At 61.9% G+C, this 21,937-nt stretch carries 19 protein-coding genes; 7 read left to right on the forward strand and 12 right to left on the reverse strand.

What is annotated here, in order from left to right; all coding sequences use genetic code 11:
* Positions 1-145: 145 nt before the first annotated feature.
* The 4 genes from V5E97_RS09890 to V5E97_RS09905 all read right to left on the reverse strand — a co-directional run bounded on the left by V5E97_RS09890 (position 146) and on the right by V5E97_RS09905 (position 7,379).
* Positions 146-1,495 carry a serine hydrolase domain-containing protein gene (locus V5E97_RS09890; protein WP_406699158.1) on the reverse strand — a complete coding sequence of 450 codons (1,350 nt, stop codon included), beginning with the start codon at positions 1,493-1,495 and terminating at the stop codon, positions 146-148.
* A 117-nt stretch (positions 1,496-1,612) separates the two neighbouring features.
* Positions 1,613-3,328 carry a reverse transcriptase family protein gene (locus V5E97_RS09895; protein WP_406699159.1) on the reverse strand — a complete coding sequence of 572 codons (1,716 nt, stop codon included), beginning with the start codon at positions 3,326-3,328 and terminating at the stop codon, positions 1,613-1,615.
* 347 nt (positions 3,329-3,675) lie between these two features.
* A complete protein-coding gene (locus tag V5E97_RS09900; RefSeq protein WP_406699160.1) occupies positions 3,676-5,370 on the reverse strand; it encodes a hypothetical protein in 1,695 nt (564 codons plus the stop codon).
* On the reverse strand, positions 5,367-7,379 hold the full coding sequence (locus tag V5E97_RS09905; RefSeq protein ID WP_406699161.1) for a hypothetical protein: 2,013 nt from the start codon (positions 7,377-7,379) through the stop codon (positions 5,367-5,369). The genes V5E97_RS09900 and V5E97_RS09905 overlap by 4 nt, the downstream gene beginning before the upstream one ends.
* Before the next feature lie 344 nt (positions 7,380-7,723).
* On the opposite strand from V5E97_RS09905, the gene V5E97_RS09910 reads away from it, so the two are divergent.
* Complete coding sequence (locus V5E97_RS09910) at positions 7,724-8,932, forward strand: ABC transporter permease (protein WP_406699162.1); 1,209 nt, start codon at positions 7,724-7,726, stop codon at positions 8,930-8,932.
* A 139-nt stretch (positions 8,933-9,071) separates the two neighbouring features.
* Here V5E97_RS09910 and V5E97_RS09915 read toward each other — a convergent pair whose 3' ends face one another.
* Both V5E97_RS09915 and galE read right to left on the reverse strand, forming a co-directional pair.
* Positions 9,072-9,521 carry a pyridoxamine 5'-phosphate oxidase family protein gene (locus tag V5E97_RS09915; protein ID WP_406699163.1) on the reverse strand — a complete coding sequence of 150 codons (450 nt, stop codon included), beginning with the start codon at positions 9,519-9,521 and terminating at the stop codon, positions 9,072-9,074.
* Positions 9,522-9,545: 24 nt separating this feature from the next.
* On the reverse strand, positions 9,546-10,532 hold the full coding sequence (galE, locus tag V5E97_RS09920) for a UDP-glucose 4-epimerase GalE (protein ID WP_406699164.1): 987 nt from the start codon (positions 10,530-10,532) through the stop codon (positions 9,546-9,548).
* Positions 10,533-10,887: 355 nt separating this feature from the next.
* Between galE and V5E97_RS09925 the strand changes: the two genes are divergently transcribed.
* Together V5E97_RS09925 and V5E97_RS09930 are read left to right on the forward strand one after the other, a co-directional pair.
* On the forward strand, positions 10,888-12,390 hold the full coding sequence (locus V5E97_RS09925) for a DUF1501 domain-containing protein (protein ID WP_406699165.1): 1,503 nt from the start codon (positions 10,888-10,890) through the stop codon (positions 12,388-12,390).
* Positions 12,391-13,509: 1,119 nt separating this feature from the next.
* Complete coding sequence (locus V5E97_RS09930; RefSeq protein WP_406699166.1) at positions 13,510-14,097, forward strand: Fic family protein; 588 nt, start codon at positions 13,510-13,512, stop codon at positions 14,095-14,097.
* 426 nt (positions 14,098-14,523) lie between these two features.
* Here V5E97_RS09930 and V5E97_RS09935 read toward each other — a convergent pair whose 3' ends face one another.
* The 3 genes from V5E97_RS09935 to V5E97_RS09945 form a co-directional block, all read right to left on the reverse strand.
* Positions 14,524-15,129, reverse strand: coding sequence for a hypothetical protein (locus V5E97_RS09935; RefSeq protein WP_406699167.1), 606 nt, complete (start codon positions 15,127-15,129; stop codon positions 14,524-14,526).
* A gap of 138 nt (positions 15,130-15,267) precedes the next feature.
* Positions 15,268-15,918 carry a hypothetical protein gene (locus tag V5E97_RS09940; protein WP_406699168.1) on the reverse strand — a complete coding sequence of 217 codons (651 nt, stop codon included), beginning with the start codon at positions 15,916-15,918 and terminating at the stop codon, positions 15,268-15,270.
* Positions 15,919-15,997: 79 nt separating this feature from the next.
* Positions 15,998-16,213 (reverse strand): hypothetical protein, encoded by a 216-nt coding sequence (locus V5E97_RS09945; protein WP_406699169.1) that lies wholly within the window; start codon positions 16,211-16,213, stop codon positions 15,998-16,000.
* Positions 16,214-16,857: 644 nt separating this feature from the next.
* Here V5E97_RS09945 and V5E97_RS09950 point away from each other — a divergent pair.
* Entirely contained in the window at positions 16,858-17,361 is a 504-nt protein-coding gene (locus tag V5E97_RS09950) for a DUF4177 domain-containing protein (protein ID WP_406699170.1), read from the forward strand.
* Between the two features lie 423 nt (positions 17,362-17,784).
* Here V5E97_RS09950 and V5E97_RS09955 read toward each other — a convergent pair whose 3' ends face one another.
* Positions 17,785-18,492 (reverse strand): hypothetical protein, encoded by a 708-nt coding sequence (locus tag V5E97_RS09955; RefSeq protein WP_406699171.1) that lies wholly within the window; start codon positions 18,490-18,492, stop codon positions 17,785-17,787.
* Between the two features lie 72 nt (positions 18,493-18,564).
* Here V5E97_RS09955 and tnpA point away from each other — a divergent pair, with 72 nt between their 5' ends.
* From tnpA to tnpC, 3 genes are all read left to right on the forward strand, one after another.
* The gene (tnpA, locus tag V5E97_RS09960; RefSeq protein ID WP_406694549.1) at positions 18,565-18,903 is read left to right on the forward strand and encodes an IS66 family insertion sequence element accessory protein TnpA; all 339 of its coding nucleotides are present in this window, start codon (positions 18,565-18,567) and stop codon (positions 18,901-18,903) included.
* Positions 18,897-19,265 carry an IS66 family insertion sequence element accessory protein TnpB gene (tnpB, locus tag V5E97_RS09965; protein WP_406694550.1) on the forward strand — a complete coding sequence of 123 codons (369 nt, stop codon included), beginning with the start codon at positions 18,897-18,899 and terminating at the stop codon, positions 19,263-19,265. Before tnpA ends, tnpB begins: the two co-directional genes overlap by 7 nt.
* Positions 19,266-19,390: 125 nt before the next feature.
* Positions 19,391-20,989, forward strand: a complete 1,599-nt coding sequence (gene tnpC, locus V5E97_RS09970; RefSeq protein WP_406699172.1) for an IS66 family transposase — start codon at positions 19,391-19,393, stop codon at positions 20,987-20,989.
* A 133-nt stretch (positions 20,990-21,122) separates the two neighbouring features.
* Here the strand turns inward: tnpC and V5E97_RS09975 are convergent, their stop codons facing one another.
* Together V5E97_RS09975 and V5E97_RS09980 are read right to left on the reverse strand one after the other, a co-directional pair.
* Complete coding sequence (locus V5E97_RS09975; protein ID WP_406699173.1) at positions 21,123-21,563, reverse strand: ATP-binding protein; 441 nt, start codon at positions 21,561-21,563, stop codon at positions 21,123-21,125.
* Between the two features lie 110 nt (positions 21,564-21,673).
* Positions 21,674-21,865: a hypothetical protein gene (locus tag V5E97_RS09980; protein ID WP_406699174.1), complete on the reverse strand. Its 192-nt coding sequence runs from the start codon at positions 21,863-21,865 to the stop codon at positions 21,674-21,676.
* Positions 21,866-21,937: the final 72 nt, after the last annotated feature.

A 21,937-nucleotide genomic window follows, 5' to 3' on the forward strand; every position in this document is an offset into this window, starting at 1 on the left:
CGGTTGATCCCTTGGGAGTTTGCCCGTAGTTTCGGTTCGAACAAGCTCGACCACGCAGCCGCGGTCGAGCCGGCTGTCTACCGGAATGCTCCCGACTCGAACATTGCCGGTCTCCCTGGACCGACGGCCGGTGGGCGGCCCAACCTTACGGTGAGATGGTGAGGCGAGTCTGAATCCTTTCGAACATGTCTTTGTTGGGCCATTCCTTCACCGCGTTGGCGGCCTGGTGGATCAAGGGGTCGATCGTGGCGGCCGCGCTCTTGCCGTTGGAACCCGAATCGGAGTTGAAGAGGACGGCCCAGGACAGGCCGTCGTGGCGGCGGACCAGGAGGCATGTGGCGCCGTCGAGAGAGCCGGTGTGCCAGGTGTTCATGCCATCACCCGGCTGCTTGTCGCGCACGTGCCAGCCACATGCGTAGTAGGTTGATGTCGGGGTACCGTCTGCCTTGTGTCCGGCGCTTCCTTCGGGGCGGGCGAACATGGTTCGAACGCTTGATTCGTTAAGGAGAGTGCCGAGCCGAGGGGCGTCGAAGGCGGCGGCGAAGCGGACGAGATCGGAGGCCGAGGCGAGCCAGGCGCCGTGGGCGTCCATCGCTTCGAGATACCAGCCGCCGTAGGGCATCGCGATCGGTTCGCCGAGTGACGGGCCGAGGACGGCCGGCCCTTGCTTCTTTCTGCCTTTGGCCCCCACGACGTAGCGCACCTCGCCGGGGGCGCGATCTTCGATCAGGGTCTTGCCGATCCGCATGGAGTCGATCCCGAGCGGTTCGAGGATTTCCTTGCGGACGTAGGCTTCGTAGGGCAGGCCCGAAACCTTCTCGATGATTCGGCCGAGCAGGCAATAGCCGTAGTTGCAGTAGCTGTAACGCTCGCCCGGGGCGAAGTCGAGCGGGCGCGACCACATGGCCGTGATGACCTGCCAGGAGGTTGCGGGAGGCTCGGTTCCCAACTCCTTGGCAAACATCACTGAACGAAACATGGGGTCGAACGACTTGTCACGGTCCCAGCCCCCACGATGCTGGAGCAGGTGGCGGACCGTCACGTCTTTCAGGCGAGGGTCGCCCGGCGGTACCGGCTTGCCCTTGTGGCGAACGTCGAGGAGGTCGACGAGGTGGTCGTCGAGTTTGAGCTTACCACGCTCGACGAGCTGGATGACGGCGGCCGCGGTGATCGGTTTCGAGATGCTCGCGATTCGGAAAAGGGAGTCGGGCTGGACTGGCGTTTTGGCCTCGACGTCGCTGAGGCCGAAGCCGCGAGCGTAGATCAGACGCCCGTTTCTCGCCACGGCCAGCGACGCTCCAGGCAGCTTATTTTCGGTCAGAAACTTTGTCATCAGGCGATCGAAGCTTTCCAGCCGCACGTCGGCGATCCCGGTGGTCACGACGAGCGCCTTCGCAGCTTCTTCCGGCTCTCGAGCCATTGCCGTCGACCCGATCAGGGTGAGGAGGCTCACGGCCATCGCGACGGACCCGGGAGACGGATACGTGGGTCGCATTGAGGCGTGCTCCGATCGTGATGAGAAGGATTGGCCGATGTTGTATCCTGATCGTTGGACCGACAGGGACTTCCTCAACGGCTGGGCCGGGCTGTCCAAACGGCCGGGCCGGCCGTTCTACTGGAGGAGGGCGTCGAGTTCGGCCTGGAGTGCGGCTCCTGCCTCGGGCCGGGCCATCGCCACGAAGGCGATCTTGCCGCGGAGCCAGGCGAGGAAGTCGGGGTGGTTGGCGCGGTTCTGGCTCGCGAGGCCTTCGGACTTCGCCCGATGGAGGATGGCCCTGAGCCGGCGGACCTCGGCGCGGCGGACGCCGGGGCGATCATTGACCACCAGGCCCGTGACCGTTTGCGCGGTCCCCTGGCGAAGGACTCGGCTTTTGGCCTCGTTGATGGCGAAGCCTTCTTCGCTGGCGATGTGCCGGAGTCGGGCCATCAGATACCCGACCCGAGCTTCGAGCGTGGCGTCGCCGGAGAGCGTCAGGTCATCGGCGTAGCGGGTGTAGGAAAGATCGAACTTGCGGGCCAGGCCGGCGAGTCGACGATCGAGTCGGATCGCCACCTGGTTGGAGAGGCCTGGGCTGGTGCAGGCCCCTTGCGGGAGGCCGCGCGGGCCGGTGGCCACGTGGTAGGTTGTTCCCGCGTAGACGACGGTGCGGCGGGGGCATTCGGTGGTCAGCAACGCGAGGATCGTGGCGACGGCCGGTGAGTAGCCGAGTCTTCGGAAGACGCGGCGGACCCTCGGGAAACCGATGCTCGGGAAAAAGGCTTCGAGATCCATATTCACGACGATGGCCCGGCGGCAGTGGGCCGTGGCGTTACTGACGATGCTCCGACCGGCGACGAAGCCGTGTGCGGACGACTCGACCGGCAACTTCGCGATGATCTCCTGGAAAATCCAGCGCTGCGCTTCGGCCAGCGTCCGGTGCGGGGCGGAGAGCGTTCGCAGGCCGCCGCTCTTCTTCGGCACGGTGAACTGGACGTAGTGGGTCCGTGTGGCCGCCTCGGTATGAAAGGCTAGCCAGCGCAGTTTCGAGATGGGCAAGGCCAGGGCCGCGGCCAGGTCGGCGGGTGTGCTCAAAAGAGGCAAGCCGGCCGTGGTCAGGGCTTCGAGGTCGCTCAGGCGGTCACCCAGGCCCGCGCTCACTCCGCGGCCGAGGAAGACGATGTCCGTCGCCTTGCGATGAGCGACTTCGTCGACCCGCTTTTGTTTGCGCTGGGCGGCCTCGGCCTTTTTGCGGGCCTTCAACAGAGCGCGGGCCTCGCGGTCGGCCGCGACAGCTGCCCCCCCCTCAAGCGCCGCCTGGTGCTCGATCGCCGCCAGTGACGGCTTGACCTGATCCATCCGGGCGCCAACGTCGTGAATCTCGTGAAGCTGCTCGGGGGAGAGCAGGCCCTGAGTCACCATCGCCCGATCGATCAGGTTCGTCCGGGGGTCGTCGGCCGGTGGAATCAGATCGCGTCGGCCAAACCAGGGATTTCCGAATCGATCCATCCCCTTGGCGGCCTTCTTGATCTCCTGGCGGCTGATCGGCAGGTAGGCGTTGGCCTCGAGACCGAGCGACTTCTTGCCGTCACTTTTGCCCACGGGTTTGGAGTCGGCCGTGGTGGCGAAGTAGGGATCTGCTGCGACTTCGGGCAGGGGGCCTGGCGATACGGGACTGGTTGTCTCGGCCGGCTTCCTGAACGGCTCGGCGAGCGGCGTTGCGAGGACATCCGACGTCGTCGGAGGCCTCGAGGCAGGCGCGGGGGCAGGGGCCGAACGAGGGCGATTCTCAGATCGCGTGGGGGCTCCGGAACCGAAGAGGAGCCGGAGGAGGCGATGGAAAAGATTCATTTCGCCGGCCGAGTGATTCAAAGGGAAGGAAGGACGGGGACGGGCCGTTGCCCGACTCTGAAGCGACGACCAAGGGTGTTCACCGAGGCCCGGGGCGGTAGCCGTACGCCGGGAACAACGGTTGACTCAGCCCGGCGTACGGCTACCGCCCCGGGCCAAAAGAACAACACTCTTGGGGAAGCAGTCTCGGGGGCAAAGTCGGCCACGGCGGAACGCCGCAGCATGCTGGTCTCGGGCCCCGGCCCGCCTCGTCCTGGAGGCCACTTTGCCGAGCCGGCACCGGGATGTCAACAAAAAAAGGCGTCAAGTGTCGTACTCATGAATGTTCGTGCGAAAGCTGTGTGGAATCACATCCCCAGCGACGCGAACCAGGCGTCGAGCGATCGGGGAGAATGGGCAGGACGGGTGCCGTCGCGGAGCGCTTGCAAGTGCCGGCACGGTCCCCGACGCAGGCCGCCGGTGAAGTGGTGCGAACAGGTGCACTTGCCCCGGAGCATCCGGCCGTCGGCGTCGAGCAAGAGCGTGACGGGCCGGTCGGGCACTTCGCCCTCGAGGATGCGCAGGCCGTCGTCGCGGCGATCATCGCGAGTGATCTTGACCTTGCCCTGGGCGACGAGTTCACGCGCGGCGGCCGTCTCGGCGTTCTCGGGACCGATCGCGTCGAGGGCCAGGGCCACCGGCATGATCTGTCGCCAGCGATAGAGACCGGCGTGTAGATCGTGGATCAACTGACCCATTAGAGCGAGCCGGTTGAGGCCGGCGGTGACGTACGCGGGGGCCGCGCCGGTCCGCTGGCGGATCTGGTCGAACGTTTTTGCCGGGCTGTCCTCGAAGGTGGCCGCGATATCACCCAGGAGCGCATCGCTCGGTTCGGCGGGGGGGGCGAGCTGGTCGAGGGCTCCGGAGCCGGTCCAGTCGTTGGCCGTCCATCCCGAGAGGCCCAGAAGCAGACGCATTTCTCCCATCCGGACCGACCAAAAACTCGGCAGGCCGGTGCCGAGCAGATAGACCTCGGCCTCGTCCATCAGTGGGAGAAGCCGGGCGAGGAGTCGGAGGCGGTCGCGACCCCAGACCCGAATCACTTCGGAACGAGGACCTTCATAGGGGTGTGAGTGGAGCACGATCCGCCGCTCCCAAGGCTCCAGAATGATCGCCACGGGCTGCCCCGGGATCAATTCGAAGCGGACTGCGCGAGGACTGCGCGAGGCCCGGTGCCGCTTCAGGAAGGCGAGGACGCTATAGAGACCCTCGCGGCTGATCGAGACCCGGCGCATCGGCAGGCTCATGGCCGCCTGGATCTGCATGAACCCGCGGAGCCAGCTCGGCGGCAGGTCGATCTTTTCCTCGCGATAGCCGGGTTCCTCGCCAGCTTGCACTTCGATCCCCCCTGGATCGACGAGGAATCGGGTCTCGCGATAGCTCCGGAGCGTCTGGAAGTGCTCATAAAGCGACCACGAGTAGTCGACGTTCGTGGTTCCGAGGGCGACGTCACGCTCTCCTGAAAAGGCGCCACGGTCGACCGTGAGGCAGCCGTAGCTGCTTTCGTCGACGCTGAAGCACTCGAAGAAGAGGCAGTCGGGGGCGACCGTGACGACCGGGTCGCAGGGGACCAGGAGCCGCCAGAGCTCGGGGTCGTGACGGCTCAAGTAGTTCGAGTATTTCTGACGCGCGCCCCAGTATTGCGTGCGCAACCGGCGATAGTCGGTCTCGAGAGCGGCGACGTCGACGGGGTCGATGCCGGCCGATTCTTTGAGGATCGCCGTCCGGGTTCGGCCGGCGACCGTGCGGCGGAGTTCCGCCTCACGTTGGTTTCGCTCGGCCAGGTAGCTTTCGTAGGCCGAATTGTCCTTGGCGTGGTAGCGGTGGTCGCTGACGACGACGTCGTGGAGCGCTCCGATGGCTTCGCGGAACCGGAGCGGCTGAAGAAAGGCGGCGTCGAAGGCGACCCGGTCGCGGCGGAGGTTCGGGGCCAGTGAGACAGCCAGGCCGCCCGGCCTCGAGACAATCGCGCTGCGGCCCCGGTAGGCGAGAGTCAGGTTCATCGAGACTCCTTCGATTGGTTGCGCGATGGGCCTGGCCCGGCGGTCTGGAACTGCAACTCCGGAAACGCCTGGCCGACCAGTGCGGCCGATGTGTCGTCTCGCTCGGCCAAGCGAACCACGGCCGAGAGCCCGGCTCGCCACTCCGGTCCGCGGACCGAACGGAGCGCCACGGCGAGCAGAGGGAGCAGCCGCGGCAGGTCGCCGGGATGGGCCTCGGCCCGCCGGAGCAGTTGCTGGACGACCTTCGGCTTGGCTCGGCTGCCGCGATGAACGTTCAGAAGGACCGACGCCCAGAGCAGGCGGAGCAGGTCGGGGTCAAGCCTTCCTGGTTTCCACTGAATCGCGTCCCCTTGCCGCGTTCGCTCGTCGAGCGTGGCGACCAGGGCGAGCCGGATGTCGTCGTACGGACTCTCAAGCAGGCGCTGCCAGGTGGCGACGTCGTCGCGAACCCGAGCGTCCGACTCGAGCCACCGCCATCCTTCCGCGCGGACGTCCTCATGCCGGCTATCGAGCCATTGGAGGATCCAGTCGGGCTGTAGCCACGGTGAGCTCGCCAGGGTCTGTCGCAACCAGCCGAGGATCTCGCCACGGAGCGGATCGGCCCCGGCCTCGAGCAAGTTGAGAAGGGTTCGACCCTCGTCCTCGTCGTTTGGTGTCTTGGTCCGGAGCCAGTCCAGGCCGAGCTGGGCGACGGGCAGGGGGCGAGCGCCGGCCAGGCGGACCGCCTCGGTCAGAGTGACACGATCGGGCGTGACGAGCTTCTTGATCAGGCCGCAGAGGATGTCGAGGGCGGCCGGGCTGGCGGTTTCAACCAGGGCAAGCCACCGCGACGTTGGGACCTCGGCCAGGCCGGGGTCGTCACGGATCAGGTCGGCCGCGAGCCCGACGACTTCGGGGTCGTCGTCCTCAAGGAGGGCCAACCGTTCTTCGAGCGGAAAGACGGTCAGGATCGCTGTGGGGTTGCGGCGAATCGTGCGGATCGCCCAGCCGCGGACCGGACGGCAGCGGCCCTGAATGAGCAGATCGACGAAGACGCGCGGGTTCGCTCCCCAGAGTGCCTTGTACCGAGGCGCCGGCTCCAACTCGGCCAGCGAGCGTTCCGGCGCCACGCGCCAACCACGTTCATCAGGGACCAGGACTGGGCTGAACCGGAACAAGATGTGGATCAGGCCCCAATTGTCGATCAGGGCCAGGCCGTTGTCGACGTCGACGTCGCGATACTGGAGCAGCGCTTCCTTGACGGCGGGGATGTAACGCTCAGGAGTATTGCGGCCCAGGCGGCGGAAATATCTCCAGGCACGACGACGAAGGTAGTGTCGCGTGACGACCGAGAAGAGCCGGTAATGCGCCAGGTCTTTGCGCCTCGCTTCCGGGAAGGAGCCCCCTTGGCGAAATTGGCGAGGATCGAGCTTGAGCGCGAATACCCAGTCGGGGACGGAGAAAGTCTGGTATCGACCGAGTTTGGCGTTCCAGGAATAGGGGTCGTACGTCTCCTTCAACGCACCACGAGGCATCGTGGTGCCACGTGGGGAGACCAAACAGGGCGCAGTCCACCGGCCCGAGACCTGGTATCGCTGTCGCCAGTTCCGCCAGACACTGACCGACTCGAACCCGCGGTCGCGCCAGGAGGCCGCCAGCGCATTGGCGGCCGATTCGTCGCTGACCTCCTCGGACTCGAAGTGGGGCTGTTTCCCCATGGCCCGCCGGATCGAGCGGTCGAAGGCGACGAGGAATCGGGCCATGAGCGCATCGTCGCCGGCGGTTTCGGCCAGCTTGAACAGACGCTTCACCAACGCTTCGTGGCGAAACGCATTCAATGGGTGGTCGAGATAGGCGAACAGAAGGCTGCGCGCCTCGGGCCGCCGATCGGCGAACCAGCGAGCGGCGAATGCCCCGAGGACCTCCGCGTCGTCGAACGCCCGCAAGGCGTCAACGAACCCGGGATCGCCCCGCTCGAAGAGCTCCTGGATCAACAGCCAGTCGCCCGATTTTCCGCCCGTCTTGGCCATCGTCGCTCCCCTCTGCGTCCGCTGCTCTCGTTTCTCGACGCAGTTACGACCTGAGACTTGAGAACGTGCGGGCGAGGCCCGATCCGGCTCTTGTTGGGTGAGCCGTGGCCATTCTACCAGACTCGTTCACACTCACGCTCTTTAGGAACTTAGAGATAGAGGCCGGACTGGATTGAGTCAAGGGCTTCGGTCTTAAAGTGGGGTGGTAAAAACCCTCCATGTCCGTGGATTTCACTGACTCGATCGGGCCGGTCGTCCTGGTAGAATCAGAATCCAGCAGGGGCCAAGCGTGGCGCTGGCGTTGCGACGCCGGGCGATGAACTTCCAGAGGAACAACCTCTCTCATGTTCGCCAACGTCTCGAACGCCTTGGAGCAGCTCTGGTCGCACAAAATGCGGTCGCTGCTGACCGTGCTTGGGATTGTGATTGCCGTGACCTCGACGATCACGGTGGTGGGTGTGATCCAGGGGTTCACGGCTTATGTGTCCGAGTTCCTCCAGGGGTTGGGCACCAACGCGATGTGGGTCTGGCCCCAGCGTCCCGCGGGGGAGGCTGGCAAGCGGCTCGGGCGGATCGAACTTGACGAACGCGACCTGGCGGCCGTCGAGGCCGGGTGTTCGGCGCTTCGAAGGGTTTCTCCCCTGGTGCGGCGACCGGCGGCGACTGTGCGGTACGGTCGCGAGGAGCTCTCCATTCCGCTGGAAGGGACGGCGGCCGATTACCACGCCATTCGCAACTTTCCGGTCGGCTCGGGGAGGCCGTTCGCGGTGGTCGACGTCGAGCGCGCCCACCATGTCTGCGTTGTCGGGCGTGAGGTGCTCCGCAAGCTGAATGTTGATGAGGGGCTGGTCGGCCAGACCCTCCTGCTTGACGGCCAGCGGTTCCGCGTGATCGGCGTGCTCGAGGAGAAGGGGAGTTTTCTTGGTGACAACCAGGATAATCTCGTGCTGATCCCTTACACGATCGCGCTGAAGATGTACCCGGCCTCGCGGCACAAACTCGCGTTCACCGCGCAGGCGGTCTCGGAGCAAGGAGTCCCTGAGGCTCGCGCGCAGATCGTCAACTTGCTCCGCCGCCGTCATGGTCTGGCTGCGTATCAACCGAATGACTTCAATATCATGACCCAGGACGAGATCCTCGAGACGTTCAATAACCTGAGCCTGGTCGCGACTGCCGTACTGGCCGGGATTGTCGGTATCTCGCTCCTGGTCGGCGGCATCGGGATCATGAACGTGATGCTTGTGAGCGTGACCGAGCGGACCCGCGAAATCGGCTTGCGCAAGGCGGTCGGCGCTCGACGACGTGACGTCTTGATCCAGTTCTTGACCGAGGCTGTGACCTTGAGCGTCGCCGGAGGGGGCCTCGGTATTGCTCTCGGGCACGCGTTCTGTGCGATCGCGAGCCTTCACCCTCAGATGGTCGATGTGGTCGTTCCGTGGTGGGCTGTCGTCCTCGGATTCGGCATCTCGGGGAGCACCGGTGTCGTCTTCGGACTCGTTCCGGCCGTCAAGGCCGCGCTCCTGAACCCGATCGACGCCCTGCGGCACGAGTGATCTCGACTGCACACTTCGCCTCTTGCGAGAAGCCGGTCTGACTCTTGTAGGGTGGACGCGGCCCACCAGGTCTTTTGCCCCGCGAAGGTGAAACCTGGTGGGCCGTGCCCACCCTTACGAGAGACCATCTCACACACGCTCAAGGTTGGAAGTCCACCTCGTGATAATCGAGCGCCCACTCCTTCATGTACCGAACGCGAGCCGGTCGGATTCGGTAGAGGAGGAACTGTGGGTTGTCGATCGCCCCGAGATATTGGCGTAAGAGCGGGTTGGAGTCCCAGATTGACTGGAGCAGGTCGCGATCGGTGACCACCTCGGCGAGGCCCGTGATCCGGACCTGATCGTGGTGTTCGTCGAGGTAGCAGAGTTCGACGTTGGGGTTGGCCTCGATCTCGACCGTCTTGTGGTAGCTTCGCAAGTTCGCCACATAGACGGTGAAGCCCACGGTCCGGACCGGTGAGACGGGCCGGACTCGCGGTTGGTCACCGTCGATTGTCGCGAGCATGGGGAAGCGGGCCGCCTTGATGACGCCCAAGGCCAAATCCACCAGCTTCATGGGGTCGATCGGTTCCGGGGTCGGCTTGGTCATCGCAAGGGGTCTCCCTCGGGGTTGTCATCGGGATGCGTAGCCGTTGGGATGGGTGGAGTGCCACTTCCAGGCCGAGGCCACGATGTCGTCGATCCTCGTGAACCGAGGCGACCAGCCCAGATCGCGCTGAATGGCATCGGAGGAAGCGACCAGAGCGGGCGGATCGCCGGGACGGCGGGGGAACACGACCGCCGGGATCGGCCGCCCCGTGATTCGCAAGGCTGCGTCCAACACGCCGCGGACGCTGGCGCCGACGCCTGTGCCGACGTTGTAGGTCAGCCCTCGGCCCGGTTCGATCTTCGCCAGGGCACGTACGTGGGCGTCAGCCAGGTCTTCGACGTGGATGTAGTCGCGGATGCAGGTTCCGTCAGGCGTGGGGTAGTCGTCGCCGAAGATCGAGAGGCTCTCACGCTGGCCGAGCGCGACTTGCAGGATGATTGGGATCAGGTGGGTCTCGGGGGTGTGATCTTCGCCAATCGTCGCATCGCTCGAGGCGCCGCAGGCGTTGAAGTAGCGGAGGACCGCGTAGCCCAGACCGTAGGCGTGCGCATAGTCGGCCAGCGCCCGTTCGATGGCCAGTTTGGTGAAGCCATAGGGATTGATCGGCTGGGTCGGACTTTCCTCGGAGATCGGCACGACGTCAGGGACACCGTAGACGGCGGCCGTGCTCGAGAACACGATTCGGCTCACCCCCGCGGCGTGCATCGCGTCGAGCAGGTTGAGGGTGCCGACCACGTTGTTGCGGTAGTATTTCGCCGGCTGAGCGACACTCTCAGGGACCGACGCGAATGCCGCGAAGTGCATCACCGCATCGATGCCCCGGCCGCGCAGCGCCTCGTCGAGCGCCGCTCGGTCGAGGAGGTCGCCCTGGATCAAGCGATCGCTTCGTGCCGCCCTGGCGTGTCCCTGGCTCAGGTTATCGAAGACCCAGACCTGCTGGCCAGCCTTCTCAAGCTCGCGGACTGTATGACTGCCGATATAGCCAGCACCGCCAACGACAAGAATCGCCATGAATTCATCCCGGGGCCAGAGTGCGGGAACGGATCAGAATCCCGTCGAACGTTCCCGAAGCGGAAGCGTCACCATCGAGTGAATCGCATAACACGCCTGGTCTGCGACCGCCACGCCACGGCGATAATGTAGCGATTCGCGTTCACCGCTGGCAATCGGGAGGGGCACCTTCGCGGGAACGGTTGTGGCTTTCTCCCCGGCTTTGGTGGTGGCTACAGCCGTTTATGGTTACGGCGGTGGTCCTCACGAATTGACGAATTGGCCTCCTGAGATAAATTCGTTGTTGATGATTCGCAAATGTTGGATAGTAGGCGGGTCATCCGACGAACGGGCCGGTGGACGAAGGGGGAGCGGGATGCTGCGAATTCTCGGTTCCGAGAAGACCCTGTGTGATGGATTGACGCGCCGCGACTTGCTGCACATCGGGGGCCTGGGGGCGCTGGGCTTGACGTTGGACGATGCGTTGCGGCTGGGCGAGGCCCAGGCCGCGGCGATCTCGCGGGCCTCGTCGTTCGGCAAGGCGAAGGCGTGCATCTTGCTCTTCCCTTACGGATCTCCCCCCCAGCATGAGACGTTCGACCCCAAGCCCGACGCCCCCGAGCAGTTTCGCGGTGAGATGAAGCCGATCTCGACCGTCGTCCCCGGTTTGCACATCTGCGAAGGGCTGCCGAGAATCGCCCAGGTCATGGATCGCGTGACGGTGGTCCGCTCGATGACGCACGACTTCCCTGTGCATGGAGTGGCCTACGCAGTTAGCGGCATCCCGTCCTACACGCCGGCCCTCGAGGCCGCGCCCCACGATCCGAGGCACTGGCCCTTCATCGGTTCCGTCGTCGACTACATGGCGGAACGCGACGATCCGCGCGGGCCCTCGTCGGCGGTTCCGAGGAACGTCGGCTTGCCCTGGGTCCTGAATTCCCGCGCCGACACGGTTCCACTGGCCGGCCCGTATGCCGCGTTCCTGGGCAAGGCGTATGACCCCGTCTGGGGCGACTTCGACGGTAAGGGGACTGGCCTCGGGCCGATGCTCAGCGATCAACAGACCCGGACTTTTCTCGACCCCTACTGTGGTGTCGAACCCGGTGGTCACTTTGGCGTTTCCGCCGAGGGACAGGCCCCCGGGGAGCTCACTCCGGGACGCCTTCGATCGCGCAGGAGCCTCTTGGAACAATTCGACCAGGCGCGAGCTGGCGTGGATGCGACTGAGGCGTCTCGCTCCTTCGACAAGCACCAGGGGCGTGCTTTCTCGATGCTGACTAACCCTTCCTTCCGTGAGGCGCTCGATATCCGTCGCGAGCCGATGGCTGTTCGCGAGAGTTACGGGATGACGATGTTCGGCCAGGCGGCCCTGGCGGCGCGTCGGTTGGTCGAAGCGGGATGTCGGTTTGTGACCGTCTTCTGGGATGCCTTCGGCATCTTCGCCGGGTGCGCCTGGGATACGCACGCCAACCACTTCCCGAGACTCAAGGACTACCTGCTCCCCGGGTTCGACCGGGCGTTCTCGGGCCTGATCCTCGACTTGGAACGCCGCGGCTTGCTCGACGAAACCTTGGTGATGTGGCTGAGCGAGCACGGCCGGACCCCCCTGATCGACTCGAAGCCGAAGGGAGCAGGGCGGCACCACTGGTCTCGAGCCTATTCGACCGCCTTCGCCGGCGGGGGAGTGGCCGGGGGCCGGGTCATCGGCCGAACCGACCGACTCGGCGGCGAAGTCCTCGACACGCCGGTCTCTCCCAAAGACACCCTGGCAACTGCCTTCCACCTGCTCGGCATCGACCCCGACGCCACCGTCCCCGACCGACTCGGCCGGCCAATGCGGATCGCGGGTGAAGGCGTTGTGCGCCCTGAACTGTTCTGATCGGCCTTGTCAAGGTTGACGCGCGACCTTGGCATGGTCGAGGAGTTATCACGTCGACCCCCGCCGGGCGAGTCGCGAAATCTGAACGTACGCGACGAGTCGGCTCGCGAGAAAAGCCATTCGGTCATTCCGCTCGATCAGTTCCTCATGTGGCTGGTGACGATCATCTCCGCCAAGTTCGCTGACTATTCCAAGGTGGTAATTTTTTTGTCTACTGTGCGAGTAGCGACTTACGGCATCGAAGCCGCGTTGGGTTCCCTGGTTAAGCCCTCCGAAGTAAAGGCTTTGCATTCGCTTGCCACAAGCAGGTCGAGGGATCGTCCCCATCCAGTCCCCCGGCAACTTGGCACTGTTAAGTAGTGGACTGTTGGCTTAATGTCGGCACAATTGCATGAAGATGTCTGGTGAAAATTGCCCGAATCCACGCCTTGCTTTGTTCTGCAAGACGTCGAGTTCGTACACGATGCATTTTGCCTTACTTTGGGACGGTCACCGTTCGCCCTTGGTCATTTGGTTGGCAGGAATCGACTTGCGGTCGAATTGATGGGGCCACCACCCTGGATTTCCTCATGAGCCAAAGGGAATAACAATGAAGTCAGCAGACTTGCTGGCGAGAAGCGTGGAGAAAGCTTCGATTTGGCACTAGATTTGTTTGATTTTTATCTCGGTCATCACGATAATATCCGGGCGGTTCTTCCTCTGAACGGTAAAATTCCCCTTGGGACAGTTTGACGGAAATCCTTGTCGGCTCTACCTTAGAATAAAGACCGAGGGTCCGGACGCTCGGCCCAAGAAGGCCGAGTCAACTTGTCGAACGTATTATTTGTTTTAACGTATTTACAGCATACGATTCGCGGGTAGAATTGCTTGCTTAAGATCGGATGCAGAGCTGTTTGGAAAGAAGCGAGGGATGCGATGTCTGACAAATTGCTAGCGCTGATCGAGAAGGCGCGGCAAGTCCAGATGACTCCCGCTGAGATTGAAGAACAACGGATTAGCTTCGCCTTTGGGAATACGAATTACGAAGACAAGAGGGTCACCCGGGAAGTGGTGGCACGTGCGTCGCTGTCACTGAGGCGTGGCTATTCAGCACGTTAGTGTCTTCGTGGTAAGAGCAAGTTGGGCGAGCCGCTCTATAGTAACGAATCCGAGAAGATTCAAAAGGAGGCCACAAACGGTCTTCTTTTGTTTGATGAGGTAAAACGCCTCTTCGCAACACCCACCCACTCGCAAATCATTTCGCGATCTGAGATCGAACGCCCCCACGAAGTTGCGATCAAGGATATTTACAGTTGTGCGGGAAGTTGTAGGCAATGGTCAGTCACGATCCAAGGGGCGAAGCATAAGCCCCCAAGGTTTCTCTACGTCGAAGGCTTTCTCGATCAGATGTGCGAGGAGTCCAGTACGCATGAGGAATGGGGGGCAATTAAAGTTTCGGCCTATGTTCTCTGGCGGCTCAACTGGATTCATCCTTTCGCTGGTGGGAATGGACGCACCGCACGCGCGGCGTCTTACCTCGTACTTTGCCGATGTCTCAATTTCATTCCTCCGGGTAAGCTCACTATCCCGGAGCAGATTGTCAGCAATCGTGCCCGCTACCAGGATGCACTGGAAGAGGCTGACGCATCCTGGGAAAACCAGGTTCTCGATGTGAGCAGTTTGGAAATCCTTCTCGAAGAATTTCTCACAAAGCAATTGGGTGGGTGACCAGCCCTAGCTTATTTTGGAATGACACGTAGAACGCTGATTGCCCTTTAAGTAATTCGTTTTTGATAAGACTCGGCCAACAAAAAACCCCTAGGAAACCAGGGGTTTATGTTTCAGTGTGCCCGGCAGGAGTTGAACCTGCAACCTTTGGCTTCGGAGGCAGCCCAAATTACCAAGTGAAATCGTAGTAAGTTCAATCTCTAGAACACTATACCGAATGCCGTTCCATTTGCAAACGCTAACCTACCGGCGCAATACCATGCGAAGAATTGCGGTAACGGGAGACTCGCCCGGTAGCAATCCGGTAGTTATCCGGTAGTGGGGTAGGGGGGCTCGGCGCAACGAGAAGGCCACCCAAGGCGAGCCAGCGGCGGCGGCAATCCCCTGTGTGGCGTTCTCGTCTGTTCCCACGCTCGCGATGGGTAATCAGTTCAGCGACGGTTCGCGATCACCCTGGTTAGCTCCCGGCAGGGGTTTGACGATCAAGCGAGCGTCAGAGACGTCGTAGTCTTCGTCGAGGAACGCAATCGAGAACTGGTGGCCGTCGAGAATCAGAACCGGGGCATCGAACGACAATCCCGGCATAGTGCTCGCGGCGGATTCAGCCAGGGCGTGAACGAGCCTGATGACGTCGACCTCGGCTGATCGAAGCATCATCCACGTCGCACGTTCGATGCTTTCGGGATCGTACATGTGGGCCGAGTATCGAGCGTAGCTCTGAAGTTGGTCGGCCTGGAGTAGATCCCGGTCCCCTTTGGCGGCCCGCAAATACGCCAGGTCATCACCCTCGAAAGATTCCAGCCGTTTGCGGGCGGCCTGAAACTCGTCGGTCTCATCGGCATGCCCGAACTGCTTGGCGACGAACCCACGGGCCGAATCCCAGCGGCGGACAACGAACCGAGCGTGGCTGAACTCGTCGGCCGTCAGGGGCCGGGTCTCACCGCCGAATGTGAACGACGATGAGGCGACCTTGGAGGTATGCTTGGCGGCGGCTGGCACTTGGGCGGCGGTCTTGGCGGTTGCGGTAGTCATGCTGAAATTCCTTTGGTGATGGTCGAGAGGCAACATGGGTCTGGGATGCGAAGCGTTTTGGTGGCGTCCGCAGCGAAGGTAAGCGGCAAGGGGCATTTCCGCCCCTCGCGCGACCGGGTGGATTTCAATCGCCCTGGCTCAGTCGGCGTGCAAGGCGAAGTGATCGAATCGAGTCGGGCCGTTCTCGCCCCACCAAAGCTCATCGTCTTCGTCGTGGACAACCTCAAGCCGGTGGGGCTGTGAGGCTCCCTCGGTTCGATCGCCATTCCATGCGGCGGCCTGGGCGGCAAGTTCGATGCGGTCGGCCGGGGCGAGTCCGAGGCGAGCAAGCTGACGGTCTACCCGCTCCAGAGCGTTCACCCGATCGCGATACCACGGGGTTTCACGCTTGAAGTCCGGAGCGGTGGTAAGTTCGGCTTGCAGTTCTTCGCGGCGGGCGAGCAATTCGGCGGTCGTCATCGGATGAGCCTCCCGGTCGTGGGTGTTCGGAATCACGATCGGGGTCTCGATGACGGGGGCCGGCTTGGCGAGCTCCGGGGCCACCGGCCGATCCTTCAGCGTTCGGCGTAGCTCGTCCTGGGCGGCCTTGCGACCGACATACTCAATCTCGTCATGCTCGGCCATCGGGCTATCAACGGCATAGGCGGCCTTGGCCCGATTCCGGCATCCGTTGACCCGAAACCATTCTTGAATTGTCAAACCGGAACCGTCGATGGCAGGCAGCGTGCGGGAGTCGATTGGAGTGCTGCGGCCGGGGCGTGCGGTCTGCTCTTGGGTGGCGGTCGTCATCTGGCTGAGTCTCCCTGGGCAAGTCGAAGGGGCGAGCCAGGCCACCCAGCCACGTGCTGGGCGGCCCCCTCGGGAGACCTCAGTTGGGGCGAACCAAGCGATTCTGACGGGCCAGGGCGAACCGTTCGGCGGCGGCCTTATCGGCGTAGATTTTGCCGGCAGGGCCAACGCGGTAGGCAAGCTGCCCGAGCGGCATCAGAACCTCTTGGATGCCCCAGGAAGCGGCCGGGCTGGCGTAGCGGCCGTTGATTGTGCGGGGCTTGTCGGTCGGCAGGACGTGTGCGATAATGGCCATTGGAGATCCTGTTTCAGCAGGGTTTCCCGTGGGGCCGGAGTGTTACTAGCACTCGCGGCCCCGTTTTCGTCTCAGGTCGGCCGTTCCTTCCCTCGACACTTGAAGTATAGCTTGCCAGTCACTAAAATCAAGGATTGCTCGCAAGATTTTTTGATTTTGGTGACTGTGGTGCTAAAATGAATCTTGTTTCACTGTCGTAAATTGGCAGCTAGAATCTAGTGACTCAATACGTGAGGCTATACAGTGCGTGAGATAAGCGAGGAAAGAACCGTGGCCAAGAAATCAAGTCATGGCGGCACTCGCCCCGGCTCTGGGCGGCCCAAATCAGCCCGCGATGACATATCGGTCAAATTAGATCGAACCGTTGTAGCTCGCGGCCGTTTCGTCGCAGAACTGCGGGGCCTTACTCTGGCTGAGTATCTAACGGAGGCGATTCGGCCCATCGTGGACCGTGATTTCGCCCGAGAGTCACGCCGCTCAGAGGAAGTCGATCCGGGAACGGTCTGACGGGCGACAAGTGGCGGAATCCGAGTTCCGGCTTGCATCGGTCGACCTTGAACCCCATAGTAGTGGGGTAAGTGTTCAGGCAATCACTACAAACGAAGTGACCGTTCGCCGACAGACCCCGATGGAGTGGTCTTAAAATGCTTTCCGTGACTTGCCCCAATTGCTCGAAAGCTGGCCAGATACCCGAGCACTTTGCGGGCAGACGTATCAAGTGCGGCGAATGCGGCAGCCGCTTCGAGGTAACCCCTTTTGATCCTCCTGATTTTGACAAGCTTATCGACGAACCCGTACCCGACTTGATTCTTGATTTGGTCGCGGAGAACGCCGACAAGCTAACACCGCCTATGGATGACGTCGGGGCCCTCCCTGACTCCCTAAAGACGGTCGAAGATCACGCGCCGCCATTTTTGCCCCAGGATTCGCGATCCGTTAATGAGGCTCCAATGAATAAAAAGTGGGAATACAAGGTGCTAACACAAAAAGATAAATGGTTCTCGGGCAAATTTGACCCGGCGAAACTTGAGGAGGCCATGAATGCTTATGCTGGCCAAGGCTGGCGGGTAATTGCCGCTACCACGGCCAGCATTCCAGGGTTTGTTGGTGGTAATCGCGACGAACTCATCGTTGTTCTGGAGCGATGATGATGTATTGGTCGCAGTCTGGAAACATCTACTTCGTTGAAGGAAGGCCGCCCAAATCAAGGGACTTAGGCGCGGTTTCCGTTGAGGTTGGCGGAGCTTTCCAGCATGCCCAACTTCGTACGCTCGACGACGTTAAAAGAGCGATGGCTGGAAAGGTGCGTGTGAAAGGAGGTAACGCCGTTATTGACTTCAAGTACGGGCAGAAGTCGGTTGGGTTCTGGCGGTCACTTTTCCACACGGACGACGTGACGTGGTATGGCTCTGGCCGAATTGCAACGATCTCGGCGAGTGACTTGAATGTGTAGGCTTCAACGAATCGGCTAGCCAAGGTGAACGCGATCAAGTGCGCTTGAGGATCGGGCATGGAGTCGCTGGAGTGGGGAGCGTTATAGGAGCACGTAACGGGTCGGACTAGACCATCTCTTAATTTCCGACCCGCAGGATCATGACCTCGCCCTTCTTCTTTTGGACCTTCTCCAAGAGAAAACCTTCATCGGAGAAGACGACCCGGTGTTTTTCGGGTTCATAATTCTCGGCGAACACGAAGTACTCAATTTCCAGTTCGGGGAACCGTGGTCTAAATTCATTGGCACCCGAACCAGGGAGTGTCGCGATTAATTTGCCAGTCGGCCAATGCTTCGTCACGTAGAAATTGGAGTAAAAGCCTGGATGAATATCTGAGCCAGTTGCAAACGCATGATCATGACGGCTTCCGACGACACGCTTCCACAAAGAATCTGCTGTGATCGCAACTGAATCCGGAAGGTTCCAGCGGAGTGCAATTGTCGCATTTTTGGCTGAGGCACTACCAGTATTGTCAATCAAGGCATGGCATCTTAATTTAAATCTGCTGTCGTATCGCTCCCCATCGCATTCATACTCTAGCGTGGTTGTAATTTCAAATCGCGGTTGGACTTGCGGAAAGAAAAGCCTGCGCAAGATCACTCTGCTTGGAACAATTGAATCATCCCCAACGCGAAGAAAATATTGTTTCTGGTTGTGTTCGGCGCGATAAGGAACATGCTCGCCCTGCGGGATGTAGCAGACGACGAATCCCTTGCCGTCAACAGAATCAATGAAGGGCTCGACCCGTATGCCTGGCAAGGGAGGGTCGGTCGCTTCATGATGCAATTCGTGTGCGTCCGGTGAACCCCTTCTTGCGGCCCATGCTACGATCGGTGCATGGCCGAAAGGGGGTGAACTATGGGCCGAGTGGCAGGATCGAGAAACGGGCGGGAGCCGTACTGGCGGCTGGTTCTGGCCCGGTGGAAGCGGAGTGGACTGTCGGTCCGGGCGTTCTGCCTGGCCGAGGGCGTGAGTGCGCCGTCGTTTTATTGGTGGCGGCGGGAACTCCAGCGGCGCGACCAGCCCAAGCCCGCGTTTCTTCCTGTGCATGTGCTCGCCGACAAGGCGGAGTCGCCCGCCGGGAGCATCGAGGTCGTGCTGGCCAATGGACGCTGCTTGCGGGTCGGGGCCGGGTTCGACCCTCAGACCCTCGTGCAAGTCGTTGAACTGCTCGAAGCCGGAGAACGGTCATGGTGAGCTTGTCTCCAACCGTCCGGATCTGGCTCGCGGCGCAGCCGGTCGATCTGCGAAAATCGTTCGACAGTTTGGCGGCCCTGGTCCGCGACGGGCTCCAGGGCGATCCGCTCTCGGGAGACATCTTCGTCTTCCGCAACCGGGCCGCCGATCGCATCAAGCTCCTGATTTGGGAGGAGGACGGGTACGCAATCTGGTACAAGCGATTGGAAGCCGGCACCTTTCGCTTTCCGCCGTCTCCGGAGGCTCAGCCCCGCGTCGAGGTCCGCGCCGCGGACCTCGTCATGCTCCTCGAAGGGATCGACCTCTCGAGCGTGAAACGCGGCAAACGCTATCACCGACCCGTCCCCAGAGCCACGGTGTGAGTCCCGGCCGGCCGCCGCGTTTTCCAAAGAATCATCGAATAATATAAGAACCTCATGCGTCTAAAGTGCATGAGCGAAGACGCCCGCCCCATCACCTTTGAAACCCTGCCGATCCCACGGCGACGTTGCCCAGTGATCCTGCCTTCCTCCAGCAGATGATCATCGAACTGCTCGCCGCCCTTCGCGAAACACGGCGTCAGAACGAGGAATTGCAACATCGCCTCGACCTCCTTTTGCGGCGGCTCTACGGCCCACGCACCGAACGCTTCGACCCCAATCAACCGCTGCTTATCCCCGACGCCTTCGAACCGCTGGCCCCGGAACCCGAACCCTCGGTCACCGGCGACGCGGTCGCACCCGAGCCCGAGCCCGAGCCGGGTGCGGCCCCCGCGAAGAAGAATCGATCTCACGGCCGCAGGCCCTTGCCCAAGAACCTCCGCCGCGAGCCTCGGGTCTACGAATTGACCGAAGCCGAACGCCGCTGTCCGCAATGCGGCGAGACCCGAGCCCAGATCAGCGCAGAACGCAGCGAGCAACTCGACTATGTGCCGGCGACCTTGTTCGTGGTCGAGCACGCGCTGCACTTACGCCTGCCCGCACTGCGAAGGTCAAGTCGTCACCGCCGGCAAGCCAGCCCAGCCGATCCCCAAGGGTTTGCCTGGACCGGGACTACTAGCTCATGTGATCACGGAAAGTATGCCGATCATATTCCACTCCATCGCCAGGAACGCCGCCTGGCCCGGCAAGGGTGGAGCTGTCACGCTCAACCCTCTGCGACTGGATGGCCGGCGCCGCCAAAGTCTCGAGCCGCTCTACGACCTGATGAAGACATTGGTCCTGTTGTGCGGCACGATTCACACCGACGACACGTCGGTGAAGCTGCGGACTCGGAGCGAAAGATCAAGGCCTTGGCCCGGCTCTGGATCTACTTCGGCGATCATCTTTATCCTTACAATGTTTTGATTTCACGAGGAGCCATAAGCGAGACGGTCCGAGTCTGTTTCTCAGGGTTTCGCGGTTATTTGCAGGCTGATGCCTTCAGCGGCTACGACGGCATCTACGCGGGCGGCAACGTCGTGGAGGTGGGTTGCAACGCCCACGCCCGCCGCAAGTTCGTCGAGGCGCAGAAGACGGACCTAACGAGAGCGAGTACGGCCCTGGCCTACTACCGCCAGCTCTACGCGATCGAGAAGCAGATCAAAGCAGAGCTCGCCAAGCTGCCTGAGGACGCCAACGAGCCGACACGGGCCGCGATTCGGCTACGGGTGCGCCAGGAGCGGGCGGTGCCAGTTTGGGAGAGCCTCGAGAAGTGGCTGAAGGAGGAGCGACCGCAGGTGCTCCCCAAGAGTCCGATGGGAGGGGCGATCGGTTACATGAAGAACCACTGGGAGGCGTTGAAACGGTACACCAGTTCGGGCTACCTGTCGATCGATAACAACGTAGCCGAGCAACATATGAAGACAATCGCGACTGGACGAAAAAACTGGCTTTTCACTGGGAGTGAGACCGGCGGGAAGACCATGGCCGTGCTGTTCAGCGTAGTGTCGAGTTGCCAGCGTCACGGTCATGACCCGTTCGTCTACCTGCGCGACGTGCTATCCCGATTGCCGGTGCTTCCCAAAGAGAATCTGGCCGACCTTCTCCCTGACCGTTGGTCGCCTCCCCAAGCCGCCGATCCTGCGGCGACCCCAGAGGGTCCCATCGCCGACGGTTCCCCGAGCTGACAACGGCTCCCGCCGGCACTCGAAACGCGGCGCGCTCCCACCGCGGTGTTCGGGCCAGGCTCGACACGGGTTCGAGCGCGCGTCGCGTCTGTTGACGCCGGATCATGACACCGCGCAGGGTTTCGACCGACGGTCACCAAAGTGGCCGAGGCCCCTCGGCCAGTTGCGAAGGGGGACGTGGTCCGCCGGACGCACACTGCAATTCCATCAGACGCGTAGCCAACGCTTTAGGATTCGGCACGAGCTGAAACGAGAACGCCTCATCGACTCCATCGCGTTTCGCAGCATGGATTCCCCAAATTAAAACGCCGCCCTGCGTGTTAGCAAAAGCAGACAGAACTTGGCTCCACGTCTCTTTGATGAAATCCTTTTTCTTCTCTTTTAAGTTCTTGGGATCGTAACCCTTCATCGGGTCGAGGAAATCATTCCAAGGAAATGCCTTGAATTCCAACCACTCGCTCTCGACAGCTCGCGGCTCGCCCTCAACCATGGCGCGAAGTATCGCAAGCGAATCGCCGTTCACGATCCGATCAAACAGGTCTCGGGCGAGCGAAATACTTTCAGCCAGAGACATAACCTACCTCGCTCCAAAATCAAGAAAAGCTTGATTCACGCTGACTATCGCTTTTTGCCCAGTCAAATCCTTAAAAACGATGCTCGGGAGATTCTCGGCGAGAAGGTGCATTAGCCGACATCTTCTCCCGGCTCGAAATCCGGGAAATGTTTCGCCATAGCGTCAACGAATTGATCCTCCCAGTAGGCGATCCGTTTCTCTTCGTCGTGAGGGCCGCCCTTCAGGAAGTCCATCGCCCACACCAAGAAGTCTAAGTCTTTCGCGCCCATCATGAACGCGATCAATTCTTTGCTCTCAGGCATCGATCACTCCAAGTCTTCGGGTGAGACGGGTCAGTCGCGGCCCCTAAATCGAATCGGCTTCGGACAGACGGA

It is taken from the genome of Singulisphaera photorubra (genome assembly GCF_045290345.1).
Lineage (GTDB): Bacteria > Planctomycetota > Planctomycetia > Isosphaerales > Isosphaeraceae > Singulisphaera.

Coding starts and splice junctions, on each gene's coding strand:
- galE (WP_406699164.1), bottom strand. CDS start 10,532: ATGGCGATTCTTGTCGTTGGCGGTGCTGGCTATATCGGCAGTCATACA.
- V5E97_RS09935 (WP_406699167.1), bottom strand. CDS start 15,129: ATGACTACCGCAACCGCCAAGACCGCCGCCCAAGTGCCAGCCGCCGCC.
- V5E97_RS09945 (WP_406699169.1), bottom strand. CDS start 16,213: ATGGCCATTATCGCACACGTCCTGCCGACCGACAAGCCCCGCACAATC.
- V5E97_RS09950 (WP_406699170.1), top strand. CDS start 16,858: ATGCTTTCCGTGACTTGCCCCAATTGCTCGAAAGCTGGCCAGATACCC.
- V5E97_RS09905 (WP_406699161.1), bottom strand. CDS start 7,379: ATGGCCAAGACGGGCGGAAAATCGGGCGACTGGCTGTTGATCCAGGAG.
- V5E97_RS09900 (WP_406699160.1), bottom strand. CDS start 5,370: ATGAACCTGACTCTCGCCTACCGGGGCCGCAGCGCGATTGTCTCGAGG.
- V5E97_RS09895 (WP_406699159.1), bottom strand. CDS start 3,328: ATGAATCTTTTCCATCGCCTCCTCCGGCTCCTCTTCGGTTCCGGAGCC.
- V5E97_RS09980 (WP_406699174.1), bottom strand. CDS start 21,865: ATGCCTGAGAGCAAAGAATTGATCGCGTTCATGATGGGCGCGAAAGAC.
- V5E97_RS09910 (WP_406699162.1), top strand. CDS start 7,724: ATGTTCGCCAACGTCTCGAACGCCTTGGAGCAGCTCTGGTCGCACAAA.
- tnpB (WP_406694550.1), top strand. CDS start 18,897: ATGGTGAGCTTGTCTCCAACCGTCCGGATCTGGCTCGCGGCGCAGCCG.
- V5E97_RS09915 (WP_406699163.1), bottom strand. CDS start 9,521: ATGACCAAGCCGACCCCGGAACCGATCGACCCCATGAAGCTGGTGGAT.
- V5E97_RS09975 (WP_406699173.1), bottom strand. CDS start 21,563: ATGTCTCTGGCTGAAAGTATTTCGCTCGCCCGAGACCTGTTTGATCGG.
- tnpA (WP_406694549.1), top strand. CDS start 18,565: ATGGGCCGAGTGGCAGGATCGAGAAACGGGCGGGAGCCGTACTGGCGG.
- V5E97_RS09890 (WP_406699158.1), bottom strand. CDS start 1,495: ATGCGACCCACGTATCCGTCTCCCGGGTCCGTCGCGATGGCCGTGAGC.
- V5E97_RS09940 (WP_406699168.1), bottom strand. CDS start 15,918: ATGACGACCGCCACCCAAGAGCAGACCGCACGCCCCGGCCGCAGCACT.
- V5E97_RS09925 (WP_406699165.1), top strand. CDS start 10,888: ATGCTGCGAATTCTCGGTTCCGAGAAGACCCTGTGTGATGGATTGACG.